The organism is Paenimyroides aestuarii (assembly GCF_024628805.1).
GTDB lineage: Bacteria > Bacteroidota > Bacteroidia > Flavobacteriales > Flavobacteriaceae > Flavobacterium > Flavobacterium aestuarii_A.
Genome location: NZ_CP102382.1, coordinates 1,262,463 through 1,279,305, shown reverse-complemented (window position 1 = coordinate 1,279,305; position 16,843 = coordinate 1,262,463). Strand labels below are relative to the sequence as shown.

Here is a 16,843-nt window from a genome sequence, read left to right as displayed (position 1 = left end):
ATATTTTTAATTAGTTAGATTGTAAATATAACAAAATAATTAACACCTTGTTAAATAAAACAAAAAAAAGCTAAAAATTTCTTTTAGCTTTTTGAATATTTTTGATGGTTCATTACTCCTGCTTTTCGTTCATTTTTCGTTCCAGTTCCAATTGCAATTCTTCAATCACTGGGCGAACGGTGCTTTCGGGCAAATCGGCAATTCGTATATACATTAATCCGTCAACCGAGTTGTTAAACAGCGGATCTACATTAAAAGCCACTACCCGTGCGTTTTGCTTGATGTATTTTTTTATTAAAACCGGCAAGCGCAAACCGCCTGGTTCTACTTCTTCAATCAGCTTGTCGAACTTATTCAAATCGGCTTCGGCTTCGTTAAAAACAAAATCTTTGTCGGCATCTTTCAACTGTACTTTGTATTCCATTTTGGGCTGCACATATTGCGCCACGTAAGGATCATAAAAATGCGATTTCATAAATTCAATCATCAATGATTTACTGAAATCTGAAAATTGGTTGCTAATGCTAACTCCACCAATCAGGTATTTGTGTTCGGGATAGCGCAAAGTGGTGTGTACAATACCTTTCCACAATAAAAACAGCGGCATGGGTTTTAGCTGGTATTCGCACACAATAAACGCACGACCCATTTCTATTGATTGTTCCATCATGCCGTATAATTCGGGTTCAAAACGAAACAATTCGGTTAAGTAAAATCCATTAATACCGTGCTTGGCATAAATATCTTTTCCAATCCCCATGCGGTATGCACCTGCAATACACTTGGCATCATCGTCCCAAAGGAACATGTGTTTGTAAAAGGTGTCGTATTTATCTAAATCAATCGATTTATTAGTACCTTCGCCCACTGCTCTAAAGGTAATCTCGCGCAGCCTGCCTATTTCTCGCAGAATATTTGGTATTTTTTCGGCATCGGTCAAAAAAACCTCATAATTTTTGCTTTGCAGCAAACGTTCATCGCCCGTGCGAAGTGCTTCAATTTCTTGAACCATTAAATCTTGCAACACCGGGCGTTCTATTTCTTTGGGCGGCGGCGTGGGCAATTTAAACGATGGAATCTTTATATATTGCTTTTTATCATCTTTGGTGGTGTTGGCCAAAAGATAAGTTTTGGTACGCAAAAATTTACCAAAATTTTCTATCGAATCACCATGCTCGTTTTGTTCGGCAACCGTAATAGGCTTGCCAATTCGCACACGGATCACTCGATCTTTTTGGGTTAATAATTCCGAAGGAAGTTTTGCTGTTTGCAACGTTGGGTTGATTTTAGACAACATATAGAACAGCTTACTATTTTTAGCATGAAAATAAATAGGCACCACTGGCACCTGCCCTTTTTTTATCAATTTCAAAGCACCTTCTTCCCAAGGTTTATCAACAATTTTATCGTCTTCTTCAAAATTAGACACTTCGCCTGCCGGAAAAATTCCCAATGGTTTGCCTTCGCTTAAATGGCGCAATGTTTCTTTTAATCCCAATACGCTCGACTTTGAATCTTTGTGATTTTCAAACGGATTCACAGGCAAAACATACGGTTTTAAAGGTTCAATACGGTGCAATAAAAAATTGGCAATAATCCTAAAATCCGGATCGCGCTCCCGCATTAATTTCAACAATAAAATACCATCGATGCCGCCCAACGGATGGTTCGATATGGTTATATAGGGCCCTTGTTTGGGTAAACGTTTCAATTCTTCCGGGTCAATTTCAAACTCTATCTGAAATTCTTCTAAAATAGCGTTTAAAAAGGTTACGTCTTTTAAGTGTTTGTTTCGGTTATATATTTTGTTGAGTTGAGATATTTTTAACACCTTCATTAATAACCAACCAGAAAAAGTACCAATAAACCCGTACTTATCTAATTTTATTACGCGCGCAATTTCTTTTGCGGTTACTAATCCCATTTAACTATTTTTTTGCAAAGATAACAATTCATTTCACACCTTTTTAAAACCTGATTATTTATCAGTTGGTTTTAAATTTAGGTTAAGGTTTTAAATATACTAAATTTTTCGTGATGATTTTTTATTTTAGGAGCAAGATAATTCTTTCACAAAAACAAAACAAGTCGTTAAATATGTTTTTCTTCAAAAATGAAATATGTAATTTTGGCAAAACACCTACTTATATATGAAGATTTTATCATACAACGTAAATGGTATTCGGGCAGCTATTTCTAAAGGATTTTTGGATTGGTTGCAGGCTGCAAACCCTGATATTATTTGTTTACAAGAGATTAAAGCCACGCAAGACCAAATTCCGGTTTTAGAAATCACAGCAGCGGGATATCCGTATCAATACTATTTTTCGGCAGAAAAAAAAGGCTATAGTGGTGTGGCTATTTTATGCAAAACCGAACCTAAAAATGTGGTTTTTGGAACAGGAATCGATTATATGGATAAAGAAGGAAGAAATGTTCGGGCCGATTTTGATGATTTTTCGGTGATGTCTTTGTATTTGCCGTCGGGAACAAACAGTGATCGTTTAAGCCATAAATTTCAATACATGGCCGATTTTCAAAACTATGTAAACGCTCTTAAAAAAGATATTCCACAGCTGATTATTTGCGGCGATTACAACATTTGCCATCAGGCAATTGATATTCACGACCCTATTCGCAACGCAAAAGTTTCGGGTTTTTTACCAGAAGAACGCGAATGGCTAGATACATTTATGAAAAATGGATTTTTGGATTCGTTTCGAATGCTAAACCCTGAACCACATCATTACAGTTGGTGGAGCTATCGTGCCAATGCCCGAAACAACAATAAAGGTTGGCGTATTGACTATCATTTAATTACCGAAAATATGAAAGACCGTTTAAAGCGTGCTTATATTTTGCCCGAAGCAAAACATTCAGACCATTGTCCGGTTGCTATTGAAATTGATTAACAAAAACATTTAGAAATTATGAAAAAAATAATCTTGGCAGCATGTTGTTTGCCTTTTTTAACAAGTTGCGTTACCCGAAAATTGTATAACGAGTTAGACGCCAAATATAAAAATTGTGCCGAAGAATTGGAGCGATTAACTGGCGAAACTACCGATTTAAAAGCACAATCGTTTGATTTGGGCACCAAAAACCAATCTTTGCAAGCACGTTTAGAAGAAGCTGTTGCCGAACGCGACAGGCTAAAAGTGACCTACGAGCAATTGCAAAAAGACTATAACAGCTTAGAAAAAAACAGTGACCAAGCAATTAAAGCCGAAATTGAACGTTTAAACAATCTGAAAAAAGAATTAGACACCAAATCATCGCGTGTTGCAGAGCTAGAAGGAAAATTGGCTGCCCAAGATAAAAATCTTCGCAAATTAAAAGAAACACTTTCAAAAGCTTTGTTTGAGTTTGAAGGTAAAGGATTAACGGTGGAACAAAAGAACGGCAAAGTATATGTATCCATGGAAAACAAATTGCTATTTCCGTCGGGCAGTTGGACCGTTAGCAACGAAGGTAGAAATGCAGTGGAACAGTTAGCCGAGGTTTTAGCAAAAAATCCAGACATTAGTATTTTGATTGAAGGACACACCGATAACGATAAAATTGTTGGAAATTTGGGCGGTGGCGTTACCAACAACTGGGATTTGTCAACCAAGCGTGCCACAGCAATCGTGAATATTATTGAACAAACCAGCGGCATCGATAAAAAGAATTTAACCGCAGCCGGACGCAGTGAATATGCACCAATAGCCACTAATTCATCTGTGGAAGGCAAATCTAAAAACCGACGTATCGAGGTGATTCTAACTCCAAAATTAGACGAAATATCTAAATTATTAAACGAATTATAAACAGAAATCCCGGACTTTAAACCGGGATTTTTTACAATTATTTTTCATGAACGAACTACAACAACACTTTCAAAGTACTATTTATTCATTTGGATTTAATCTTTTGGAAAAAACCGGATTAAGCAGCCAAGCAGCCCATTATGTGAATACGCTGTTACTGCTTATTATTTTTTCAATTGTTTTGTATGGTATTGATTTTTTACTCCGTAGAATTTTAATGATTATACTGATAAAAACCATCCGCAAAAGCAAAACCCGCATCGATGATTTTCTAATTCATAACAATGTACTTAAAAATCTTACGCATTTAATTCCGCTGATTATAGCAAAGCAATCATTACCGCTTATCTTTACAGGTTTTCCACAAATTACATTCTTCACTATTAAAATAGTAGATGTGCTTATTATCATAACCTTTACGGTGTTAATAAAATCTATATTTTATACCTTAAAAGATATATTACACAGCCGCAAACGTTTTTCAGACAAGCCTTTAGACAGTTACTTTCAAGTAATTGCGATTTTGCTTTATATGATTGGTGCCATTTTAATCTTTTCAGAACTTACCGGGAAGAATCCAACAGGTTTGCTAACCGCATTAGGAGCTGCATCGGCAATCATCATTTTGGTTTTTAAAGATACTATTTTAGGTTTTGTAGCCAGCATTCAGGTTTCATCAAACGATATGGTTCGGGTGGGCGATTGGATCGAAATGCCAAAATATGGTGCAGACGGGGATGTACTTACCATTAACCTTAGCACGGTGAAAATACGCAATTTCGACAATACAGTTACCACCATTCCTACCTACGCTTTAATTAGTGATTCGTTTAAAAATTATCGAACCATGCAAAAGTCGGGCGGTCGTAGAATCAAACGGTCACTGAATATAAAAATGGGGTCGATTCGCTTTTTAGATTCAAACGAAATTGAAGATTTAAAACGTATCAAACTTATTAAATCATACATCATTGAACGCCAGCAGGAAATCAACACCTATAATCTGAACCACGTTGATGATCCCACAATGCTTGTAAATGGACGCCGAATGACCAATATTGGTTTGTTTCGGGAATATGTGAAACGCTATTTATTGAACAACAGCAATATCCATAAGCAATTTCATTTAATGGTGCGCCATATGCAACCCACCCAACATGGTTTACCCATTGAAATATATGCGTTCACCAACACGGTTGATTGGTTAAAATACGAAGGCATTATGGCAGATATTTTTGATCATATTTTGGCGGTGGTGCCCTATTTTCACTTAGAACTTTTCGAACTACCAAGTGCCGCAGATATACACGAGGTGCTTTTAGCACAAATTAATGAAAACAAAAATGGTTAGGTGGTATTAAAAAAAACAAAGCGGGGAAAAATCCCCGCTTTTTTTGCCTAAAACATAATGTTTTAACTTTTACTATTATGGTGATAAACTTATCGTTTTACCACTTTAATGAATTGTGATGCTTTTGCAGTTTCAACCTTCACTAAATACGTTCCTGAACTTAGGCGCGATAAATCGGTGGTTACTTCAATAGCATTGAACTCATTGCTTATCACTTTTTGCCCAGTTAGGGTAAACACTTCTACCTTGGTAATAGCTTCGTTGTAGCTAATATGCAACGCGCTATCAACCGGGTTTGGATAGTATTTCAAATGGGTTAAGTCTAACTCTTGCGTGCTTACAGAAAGTATAACTGTAACTGCTGTAGGCGCACTTCCACAATTGTTAGGGTTTACAATAATTCCATAATAGGTAGTATTGCTCATCAAAAAGGTGCTTGGAGCAAGCTCGTTAATCATTTCCATGGCATCATTTGCAGATGCGTACCATTTCACATTCGGTTGGTTCATTACCAGATCAGATACCTTTGCCGGGTAAGGAAACGTTTGTGTTGTTTGACCTGTTGGGCTGTTTGGCACCGGGCTCACATTCACAGCTACATTGGTTCTTGTTGATATACATCCTGCATTTTCTCGTGCAATGTAATATGATCCTGAGGTTAACACAAAACTATTTGGTAATGGTGTGGTAGCTGTATTGCTTACATACCATACATAAGTTGTGGTTGGTGTGTTCAAATCGCCAATCTGCGTGCCATTACAAGCAGTGATAGAGGTCATCGTTGGTGCGGTAACATTTACTACTTGAACAGGAACAGCTACGCGTACCGATTCACAATTGCCAATAACTTGCTGTACATAGTAAGTACCGTTTGATACTTGCGTAGTTCCTGACAATGGAATCATTGATTGTAATGAACTGTACCAGTTTAAACTTGCAGAAGGATCTTTTCCTACTACTAAATCGTTCAACGTACTGTTGCCACATACTGTTTGGGCGGTTGCCGTTGGTGCAGGTACTGCTGCCGCTACCGTTACTTGTACTGCTTGGCGTGGTGATTCACACGTTCCTGTTAACGAGCTAATGTAATATGTTCCCGTTGCCAATAATTGGCTTGCCGGTAATTGTATCGCACTTGTTGGGCTGCTGTACCATTTTAATTGGGTGTAATTGAACCCGTCTATGGTCATGTTTTGTACACGGGTGTTGCTACACACATTTAACTGTGTGGTGGTTAACGGGGTTCCTTGGTTCAAAGTAATTTGAACTGCCGTACGTGTACTGCTTTCGCATGTCCCAACGGTTTGTGAAGCATAGTAAGTAGTACCATTTGTTAATACGGTTGTTGCAGGCAACAACATACCTCCTGTTGAAGCACTGTACCATTTGATAGTACTTCCGGTGATTACAACATCTGCCAATGTTGCATTTTGACCAATACAGAAGCTTTGGCTTACTGCTACTGGAGGGTGAACAAACGCCGGTTCTACAATAGTATATGATTCTGTTTTAGAACATCCGTTCGCATCGGTAACAGTTACAATGTAAGTTCCTTTAGCTAAACTACTTAAGCTGGTGCCGCTTTGACCATTTGACCATAAATAGCTATAAGGTGCTACAGCACCACTCGCTGAAACGGTAATCGCTCCATCGTTTTGTCCGAAACAACTGATGTTTGTTGCTGTTCCAGTGATTGCCAATGCCGTTGGTTGTGCGATAGAAACACTTGCGGTTGCTTTACATCCGTTGGCATCGGTGATGCTTACCGTATAGTTACCCACGTTTAAGTTGGTTGCCATATTGCTCATCATTCCGTTTGACCATAAGTACGTATATGGTGCGGTTCCCCCGGCTACGCTTACTGTAGCTGTTCCGTTGTTTGCCCCGTTACATGTAATGTCGGTTTTTGAAACAGTTCCAACTATCGGAGCAGGTTCGGTGATGGTAAAGTTCTCGGTGATGGTATTTCCTGTGTGGTCGGTTACTAACACACTATACATACCTGCCGAAAGTCCTGTTGCGGTAGCAGCAGTTCCTCCACTTGGTGACCATTGGTACGTGTAAGGTGCATTTCCACCTATTGCTACGATGCTTGCGATTGCGTCTGATCCGCCATTACAACTTACGTTGGTTTGAGATACAGACTGAACCATCAATGGAATAGGTTGTGTGATTACAAAATCTTCTGTTGCGGTACAACCATTTGCATCGGTTACTGTTGCAGTGTATGTTCCTGCAGTTAAGTTTGTGATTGCTGCGGTGGTTGCTCCATTGCTCCACATATATGCATATGGTGCTGTTCCGCCACTTGCCGCCACAGTTGCTGAACCGTCATTACCTCCAAAAAGGGCAACATTGGTTTGTGCAGCGTTTGTTGCTACCAAAACGGTAGGTTCTGTAATAACAAAATCTTCTGTTGCGGTACAATTGTTGGCATCTGTAATGGTTAAGGAATAAGTACCCAGCGCTAAATTGCTTACAGAAGTACCAGTGTCTCCTGTAGTCCACAGATAGGTGTAAGGAGCCGTTCCGCCTGTTGGCGTGATATCAATTGTTCCATTGTTTGAACCATTACAACTAATGTTGTTTACAACTGCGTTTGAAAGTAAAGCATCAGGCTCGGTGATAGTAACTGTCTCGGTAACCGTACGGCTTATTCCATCGGTTACTGTTACGGTGTAAGTACCTGAAGCCAACCCTGTTAAAGTTGGAGTGGTATCTCCGGTATTCCATAAATAGGTTATAGGAGCTGCGCCGCCAGTTACTACAACTGATGCCATTCCCGTAGTTCCACCCGGACAAATATTATTACTTTGTGTAGTTGTTAAAGTAGGTGCAGGAATGTCTTCGTAATATACGTCGTCTATAGACACACTAGACCCCGTAGTACCCCCATTATATGCCAACCTAAAACCAAAATAATCATTAGTTCCTGCTGGTAATGGCACAATATATTCTTCATAAGCAACTTGATTGGGCGAAAATGTTGCTAACACAGTTGCTCCTGAAGTTGAAGTATTGCTTGGCATAGAGAGAATTTCAAGCGTGTTAACATACGTAGTAGCGCTTGTTCCGTAAGTCTTAACTGAAAAGCGTATTTGTTTAGCTCCGTTTCCTAAATTATTCGTTTCAGGTGAAATCATAACAAGTTCTTCCGCAGCATTTGTTGTAGAATTTGTTCTGTACATTCTAAGATAATTTGCACCTGACTGAGGTGCGCTTGATGCTAAGTTGTGGGTATAAAGATAACCCGTCGAACCTACATCATCAATAAAACTCCAACAAACTGGAATAGAAGGATTTGTAGTTGATCCTACGACAGTGGTATCGAAGTTTTCATAAAAATCATTCACATAGATATCACAAAGTGTTTGGAATTCTCTAGGAAAAGTAGTCCAAATTCCTGAAGATGTTCCACAGATACTTCGAACATATACAATATAATTACTTGCAGATGTTAGACCTGTTATATTTACACTAGTTCCTGTGCCCGTAGTTACACCTGTTTTTTCCAATCCAACTGTTCCTGAACCCGGTGCCCCAGATGTACGAATCTCGTATTCATAACCTGTTACTCCCGTAGCTAAAGAAGCATCCCATGAAATTGTCGCAGTTGTAGCTGTGATGCTATTAACCTGAAGATTGATTGGGAAAATACAAGGAGATAAATTTTCATAATGAACATCGTCTAAATTAATATCAACGGATGTTGTGGTATTATTATGAGCTAATCTAAAACCAAAATAATCATCAGTTGTTACCGGTAAAGGAACTATATACTCTTGATATCCTGTATGGTTTACAATTACTTCTTGAAGAACCGTGTAAGTAGAAGCGGCTGTAGTTCCGTTAGATCTTACTATTTGCAAAATATTGCTCGCATTCGTATTAGTAGCCATTGCAGAAAAACGCAACTGTCTAGTACCATTACCTAAGTTAACTGTTTCAGGTGAAATCAATACTACGTTTTCAGGTGCGTTCGTAGTTGAATTGGTTCGATACAATCTAAATGAATTAGGGGCAGATTGTGCTGTAGCCGCTTCTACATAGCCATAACCTGTTGTTGTTACCTCGTCTAAATAACTCCAGCAGCTTGGGATTGAGGTTGTAGTTGTGCTACCTGCAGGTGTTGTATCAAAACTTTCCGAAAGCTGTGTACTTACAATTCCACATAACGTATAAAATGTAATAGGTATTGGTGTCCACTTTCCGTTTGCTGTACCGCAAATACTACGAACATACACCGTATAGTTTAACGATGGATTTAAACCGGTTGCCGTTACTGAGGTTGTTGTTGCATTTGGTGTTGTACCCGTTGCTCCTAGCCCTACTGCTCCAGAGCCTGGAGCTCCTGATGTTCGCACTTCATATTGGTATGCTGTCACAGAACTTGAAGTAGAACCTGTCCAAGATATATCGGCTGAAGTCTGTGTGATATTTGATGTATTAACACCCGTAGGGTAAAGACAAGCGTCAAAATCTTCATAATATACATCATCAATATTAATATCAACAGTAGCTGTTGCGCCATTATGAGCCAACCTAAAACCAAAATAATCATCAGTTGTTACCGGTAAAGGAACTATATATTCTTGGTATCCCGTATGATTAACCACAATGCTTTGTATAATTGTAAATGTTGAAGAAGAAGAGGTTCCGTTTGATCTAACAATCTGTAAAATATTAGTAGCGTTGGTATTAGTAGCCATTGCATAAAAACGAAGCTGCTTGGTTCCATTTCCTAAATTATCAGTTTGTGGTGAAATTAAAACCAAATTCTGAGCATTATTTGATGTTGAATTTGTTCTATAAAGCCTGAATGAATTTGGTGCAGATAATGCTGTTGCAGCTTCCACATAACCATATCCAGTAGTTGTTATTTCATCAATATAACTCCAGCAAGAAGGAATACTAGCGTTTGTTGTGCTACCTGTTGCTGTAGTATCAAAATTTTCTGATAAATTGGCTATTGCCGCTTGTGAGACATTCACCACATTTGTTGTCGCTGTAGCGGGCCCATTTGCACATGTTACAACAAATCTATAAAAAGTTGTTGCCGTTTGATTGGTTACTGTATGATTTGCGCTATTTGCACCTGCAATATCAGTCCAAGGTCCAGTTGCAGAAGGCGCACTTTGCCATTGATAGGTGATTCCACCTGCTTTTGTAGCACCTGTTGCAAATAACGTAAAAGGGTCGTTAATACAAGTTCTTGTGGTAACTGTTGCCACCCCTGAACTTGGTGTTCCCGTACAAGGTGCTAAACTAGTTATTACCACTGTACCGTTACCGGTAACGTCTGGGTTTGAAACAAAACCAGGTTCACCAAACATAAGGGTAACACCACTTGTTACACCTCCGGTATACGATGAGCCGCCGCCGCCGCCGCCAGCACATGAACCACCTCCAGAACCGCCGCCGCCGCCATAATAGCCACCGCCGCCGCCTGCTCCATTTCCAGTTCCAGTGCCACCAGCACCCCCGAAGCCTAAAGTTCCAGGACTTCCATTGCCATGAGTAGTATCAGTACCACCAGCACCGCCTGCTGTTTGGGTACCACCCTTACCTCCTCTAGTAGGGTAAGAGAATGGATCAGGAATACCTCCTATTAAACCACCACCGTTACCACCAGCAATAACATTAGCGACACCATTACAGGCTTCATAACCTGCAGCGCCACCGCCGCCGGCAACTATCACTCTGTCTGTCAATGCAGTACCTCCAATTCGAATATCTGAAGCACCGCCACCGCTACCACAAACAGCACCACTACTACTTCCAGAATTTCCTCCACCATTAAATCCTCCAGGAACGTTAAGACCTTCTAATGCTCCTTTACCCCCTACGTACACATTTAGTATAGTTGTTGTAGTTAACACTAAATTTCCTTTACTATACCCTCCTTTACCTCCAAGTTTAGCAACAGGAGCAGCAGAACTCGTACCGGTGGTTCCTCCTCCATCAGCCCCCCACATTTCGATTTCATAAGTTCCAGCTGGAAGTGTAACCGTTTGTACCGCACCGGTATAAGAGTACGTTTGTGCTTGCGCTTGAAATAGTTGGAAAACAAAACCCAATAGCATAATTATAGAAGTTTTGCTTCTAGGCCATGGAATTTTTAATCTTGATAATTGCGTATTTTTTTTCATTTTATTGGATTATTAATTTTTAATTAAAATAACCCTCAAATATAATAAAAAACAATACCTGAAATACTTCGAAGCACTATTTTTATATTTTTAACATTTTTGCGCAACATATTTGAAATTAAAAACAAAAAAGCGGGGAAAAACCCCCGCTTTGTTTGCTTAAAACATAATGTTTTAACTTTTGCTATTATGGTGATAAACTTATCGTTTTACCACTTTAATGAATTGTGATGCTTTTGCAGTTTCAACCTTCACTAAATACGTTCCTGAACTTAGGCGCGATAAATCGGTGGTTACTTCAATAGCATTGAACTCATTGCTCATCACTTTTTGCCCAGTTAGGGTAAACACTTCTACCTTGGTAATAGCTTCGTTGTAGCTTATATGCAACGCGCTATCAACCGGGTTTGGATAGTATTTCAAATGGGTTAAGTCTAACTCTTGCGTGCTTACGGTAACTTCTACCGTAACGGCTGTTGGATAACTACCACATCCATTATTACTTACCAAAATTCCGTAGTAAGTAGCCCCTGTTTGCAATAGTGTACTAGGTGATAACTGTCCTACTTGGTCTATCGCATCATCATAGCTTGCAAACCAGCGCACATTTGGTTGATTCATCACTAAATCAGACACTTTGGCTGCAAAAGAGAAACCTTGTGTGGTTTGACCCGTTGGGCTGTTTGGACGTGCGCCTACATTTACAGATACTTGTGTTCTTGCGGAAATACATCCCGAATTTTCTTGGGCAATGTAATATGTTCCTGAGGTAATCACAAAAGTGTCTGCCAAAGGCGTTGTACTTACATTGTCGGTGTACCATAAATAACTGATTGCAGGGGTGTTCAAATCACCGATCTGCGTGCCATCACAAGTTGTGATAGAGGTCATCGTTGGTGCGGTAACATTTACTACTTGAACAGGAACAGCTACGCGTACCGATTCACAATTGCCAATAACTTGCTGCACATAGTAAGTACCGTTTGATACTTGCGTAGTTCCTGACAATGGAATCATTGATTGTAATGAACTGTACCAGTTTAAACTTGCAGAAGGATCTTTTCCTACTACTAAATCATTTAATGTGCTGTTGCCACATACTGTTTGGGCGGTTGCCGTTGGTGCAGGTACTGCTGCCGCTACCGTTACTTGTACTGCTTGGCGTGGTGATTCACACGTTCCTGTTAACGAACTAATGTAATATGTGCCCGTTGCCAATAATTGACTTGCTGGTAACTGCGAAGTACTTGTTGGGCTGCTGTACCATTTTAATTGGGTGTAATTGAACCCGTCTATGGTCATGTTTTGTACACGGGTGTTGCTACACACATTTAACTGTGTGGTGGTTAACGGGGTTCCTTGGTTCAAAGTGATTTGAACTGCCGTACGTGTACTGCTTTCGCATGTTCCCACGGTTTGTGAAGCATAGTAAGTAGTACCATTTGTTAATACGGTTGTTGCAGGCAACAACATACCTCCTGTTGAAGCACTGTACCATTTGATAGTGCTTCCGGTGATTACAACATCTGCCAATGTTGCATTTTGGCCAATACAGAAACTTTGGTTTACTGCCACTGGAGGGTGAACAAACGCTGGCTCTACGATAGTATATGATTCTGTTTTAGAACATCCGTTCGCGTCGGTAATGGTTACCGTATAAGTTCCTGATGATAAATTACTTAAACTTGTACCACTTTGACCATTTGACCATGAATAGCTATAAGGTGCTACAGCACCACTTGCTGAAACGGTAATCGCTCCATCGTTTTGTCCGAAACAACTGATGTTTGTTGCTGTTCCAGTGATTGCCAATGCTGTTGGTTGTGCGATAGAAACACTTGCGGTTGCTTTACATCCGTTGGCATCGGTGATGCTTACCGTATAATTACCCACGTTTAAGTTGGTTGCCATATTGCTCATCATTCCGTTTGACCATAAGTACGTATATGGTGCGGTTCCCCCGGCTACGCTTACTGTAGCTGTTCCGTCGCTTGCCGCATTACATGTAATGTCGGTTGACTGCGAAATAGTAGCTATTAAAGCGTCAGGCTCGGTGATGGTAAAGTTCTCGGTGATGGTATTTCCTGTGTGGTCGGTTACTAACACACTATACATACCTGCCGAAAGTCCTGTTGCGGTAGCAGCAGTTCCTCCACTTGGTGACCATTGGTACGTGTAAGGTGCATTTCCACCTATTGCTACGATGCTTGCGCTTGCGTCTGATCCACCATTACAACTTACGTTGGTTTGAGAGACAGACTGAGCCATCAATGGGATAGGTTGGGTGATTACAAAATCTTCTGTTGCGGTACAACCATTTGCATCGGTTACTGTTGCAGTGTATGTTCCTGCAGTTAAGTTTGTGATTGCTGCGGTGGTTGCTCCATTGCTCCACATATAAGTATATGGTGCTGTTCCGCCACTTGCCGATACAGTTGCTGAACCGTCATTACCTCCAAACATTGAAACGTCGGTTTGTGCAGCGTTTGTTGCTACCAAAACAGTAGGCTCTGTGATAACAAAATCTTCTGTTGCGGTACAGTTGTTCAGATCGGTAATGGTCAACGTATAGGTACCGGGTGTTAAATTGCTTAAACTGGTTCCGGTATCGCCGGTACTCCATAAATAGGTATATGGGAATGTTCCTCCGGTTGGTGCAATGTCTATCGTTGCATCGTTTAAGCCATTACAACTAATGTTGTTTACAACTGCGTTTGAAACTAAAACATCAGGCTCGGTGATAGTAACTGTCTCGGTAGCCGTGCGGCTTAATCCATCGGTTACTGTTACGGTATAAGTACCTGCAGCCAATCCTGTTAAAGTTGGGGTGGTATCTCCAGTATTCCATAAATAGGTTAAAGGTGCTGCGCCTCCAGTTACTACAACTGATGCCATTCCATTGGTGTCTCCCGGACAAATATTATCACTTTGAGTAGTTGCCAAAGTAGGTGCAGGAATTTCTTCATAATATACATCGTCAATAGAAACTGCAGAGGCTGTTGTCACCCCATTATATGCAAGTCTAAAACCAAAATAATCATCCGTTCCTGCTGGTAATGGTATAATATATTCCTGATAAGTAGATGTAGAAGGGTTTATGGTTGCCAGAACTGTTGCATTAGCCGTAGATGTTGTACTATCCATTGCCAAAATCTCAAGTTGATTTACGTATGTAGTAGTAGAATAAGATCTAGCCGAAAAACGCAACTGCTTTGTTCCATTTCCTAAATTATCTGTTTCTGGTGAAATTAAAACCAACTCTTGCGATGCATTAGATGTTGAATTAGTCCTATACATTCTCACATAATTTGCACCTGATAAAGGACCACCACTTGCTAAATCATAAGTATAAAGGTAACCTGAAGAAACAACATCATCAATAAAGCTCCAACAATTTGGAAGAGATGGAATGGAACTTGAACCTGGTGTAGTTGAATCAAAATTTTCATATAAAACTGTTGATACTCCACAAAGTGTTGCAAAGTCAAAAGAATTTGGATTCCATCTTCCTGCTGAACCAGAACACACACTTCTAATATACACCGTATATGTTGTTGACGGGTTTAAGCCGGTGACATTAGCTGTGGTAGTAGAAGCACCTGTAACAGTTCCTGTTGCTGCTAAGCCCGTTGTTCCAGAACCAGGAGCTCCACTAGAACGTACTTCATACTCATATCCTGTTACGCTTGGATCTATAGAGGCTGTCCATGTAAGAGTTGCTGTTGTTTGGGCAATATTTGTTACTGATAAATTTGTAGCAAAGAAACATGTTTCTAAATTCTCATAATAAACATCGTCTATATAAGTAGTTGGATAATTTGATGTTGTTCCTCCATTATATAATACCCTAAAGGCAAAATAATCATCGGTAGTTGCTGGTAAAGGAACGACAAATTCTTTATAGGCAACATCAGTTAAATCAAAGGTAGCTAATACGGTTGCAGATGTAGTTGCGGCTGCCGGTGATGAAATATCATTCAAGCGTACCACTTGAAGCCTTCCAGGAGTAGAAGCAGAGCTCATTCTTGCATAAAAACGAACTTGTTTCGTTCCATTCCCTAAATTATCAGTAGTTGGCGATATTAAATACAAATACTGATCTGCATTTACAGAATTATTATACATATAGAAACGGAAAGAATTACTTCCTGATCTTGAATATGTAGTAGAATTATAAGTATATCCGTATCCTGTTCCAGTCATATCATCTAAATATGTCCAACAGCTAGGAGGAGAAGGATTTGAAGAAGAACCAGAGGTTGTGGTATCAAAATCTTCATATAAAATAGTTGCTACAGTTTGCGCTACTGAAACCACGTTAGATGTCACAGTATTTGTAGTATATGTACATGTAATCACAAAGCGATAGTCACTTGCCACTGTTTGGTTGGTAACAGTATAAGTAGCACTTGTTGCTCCTGGAATAGGTTGCCATACACCTGTACCTGCATCTGCACGCTCCCATTGATACGTAATACCACCGGCTTTTGTTGCACTAGTAACCGACAAAGTAAAAGGTTCGCTAGAACAATTTCTAGATGTTGCTGATGCTGTACCTACTACTGGCGTACCTGTACAAGGTGCCATTGACGTAATGATAACCGTACCATTTCCTGTAGTATCTGGGTTAGGCACAAAACCTGTATCCCCAAACATAAAAGTAACTCCCGTAGAAACTCCTCCTAAATAAGAAGAACCGCCGCCGCCGCCGCCTTGTGATGATGATGAGTTTCCTGTAGCACCGCCACCGCCGCCATAGTAGCCACCGCCGCCGCCGCCACCGCCGGATTTAGTAGTTGAAGTTCCTCCAGTACCTCCAATACCTAATGCACCGTCAGTTCCTGCTATGTTACCTGTACTTCCGTTTGCAGTTCCTCCAGCAGTCTGTGAACCACCATCTCCATGATAGGTGTTACCACCATCATCACCGGTGATTCCTCCACCGTTACCACCAACGTAAGTAGCAAGATAAACACCACCACCACCACCTCCGGCAACCATTATTCTGTTTGCATAGGTAGTATTTTGTGTTGTTCTAATATCTGTTCCGCCACCACCACCAGCTGCACGATATTGAGCAGCATTTGAATAGTTATTTTGACCAGAGTCACCTCCGCCATTCCAACCTCCTAAATAGACATCACCAACAGAACCATTGCTGGCATCTGTTCCTTTTCCACCCACATAAATATAATAGGTAGTTGGAGTAGTTACAGTAAGAGTACCTTTAGCGTACCCTCCTTTTCCTTCATTGTTTATTTGAGAAGTTTGAAATCCTTTACCCCCATCAGCTCCCCACATTTCAATTTCATAATCACCTGCAGGAAGGGTCACGCTTTGTACCGAACCTGTGTAATTAAAAGTTTGTGAAAAACTAATGGATGTAGAGAAAATTAACCCAAATAAAAAAAGTAAAGAGGTAGTGTTTAGCCACCGTACCTTAAACCATGTTTGTTGTGTAATTTTTTCCATTAATCAAATTTTTAACAATTAATAAATAAGTTAGTTAATCGTAAATATAGAAAAAATAAACA

Annotated in this window: 6 protein-coding genes; 3 read left to right on the top strand and 3 right to left on the bottom strand. The window is 39.9% G+C overall.

Annotated elements, in window-relative coordinates:
• Positions 1–112: 112 nt before the first annotated feature.
• Positions 113–1,924, bottom strand: a complete 1,812-nt coding sequence (locus NPX36_RS06020) for a lysophospholipid acyltransferase family protein (protein WP_257500512.1) — start codon at positions 1,922–1,924, stop codon at positions 113–115.
• A 226-nt stretch (positions 1,925–2,150) separates the two neighbouring features.
• Here NPX36_RS06020 and NPX36_RS06015 point away from each other — a divergent pair, with 226 nt between their 5' ends.
• From NPX36_RS06015 to NPX36_RS06005, 3 genes are read left to right on the top strand one after another with little or no spacing between them, the layout of a single operon-like run.
• A complete protein-coding gene (locus NPX36_RS06015; protein WP_257500511.1) occupies positions 2,151–2,912 on the top strand; it encodes an exodeoxyribonuclease III in 762 nt (253 codons plus the stop codon).
• Between the two features lie 18 nt (positions 2,913–2,930).
• Entirely contained in the window at positions 2,931–3,809 is an 879-nt protein-coding gene (locus NPX36_RS06010) for an OmpA/MotB family protein (protein ID WP_257500510.1), read from the top strand.
• Between the two features lie 46 nt (positions 3,810–3,855).
• On the top strand, positions 3,856–5,160 hold the full coding sequence (locus tag NPX36_RS06005) for a mechanosensitive ion channel family protein (RefSeq protein WP_257500509.1): 1,305 nt from the start codon (positions 3,856–3,858) through the stop codon (positions 5,158–5,160).
• Between the two features lie 89 nt (positions 5,161–5,249).
• On the opposite strand, the gene NPX36_RS06000 is transcribed toward NPX36_RS06005, so the two are convergent.
• Both NPX36_RS06000 and NPX36_RS05995 read right to left on the bottom strand, forming a co-directional pair.
• On the bottom strand, positions 5,250–11,309 hold the full coding sequence (locus NPX36_RS06000) for a glycine-rich protein (RefSeq protein WP_257500508.1): 6,060 nt from the start codon (positions 11,307–11,309) through the stop codon (positions 5,250–5,252).
• A 201-nt stretch (positions 11,310–11,510) separates the two neighbouring features.
• Positions 11,511–16,781, bottom strand: coding sequence for a glycine-rich protein (locus NPX36_RS05995; RefSeq protein WP_257500507.1), 5,271 nt, complete (start codon positions 16,779–16,781; stop codon positions 11,511–11,513).
• Between the last annotated feature and the right edge of the window lie 62 nt (positions 16,782–16,843).

Bases quoted from the DNA above. Each gene is read 5' to 3' on its own strand.
- NPX36_RS06020 (WP_257500512.1), bottom strand. From the start codon at position 1,924: ATGGGATTAGTAACCGCAAAAGAAATTGCGCGCGTAATAAAATTAGAT.
- NPX36_RS06015 (WP_257500511.1), top strand. From the start codon at position 2,151: ATGAAGATTTTATCATACAACGTAAATGGTATTCGGGCAGCTATTTCT.
- NPX36_RS06010 (WP_257500510.1), top strand. From the start codon at position 2,931: ATGAAAAAAATAATCTTGGCAGCATGTTGTTTGCCTTTTTTAACAAGT.
- NPX36_RS06005 (WP_257500509.1), top strand. From the start codon at position 3,856: ATGAACGAACTACAACAACACTTTCAAAGTACTATTTATTCATTTGGA.
- NPX36_RS06000 (WP_257500508.1), bottom strand. From the start codon at position 11,309: ATGAAAAAAAATACGCAATTATCAAGATTAAAAATTCCATGGCCTAGA.
- NPX36_RS05995 (WP_257500507.1), bottom strand. From the start codon at position 16,781: ATGGAAAAAATTACACAACAAACATGGTTTAAGGTACGGTGGCTAAAC.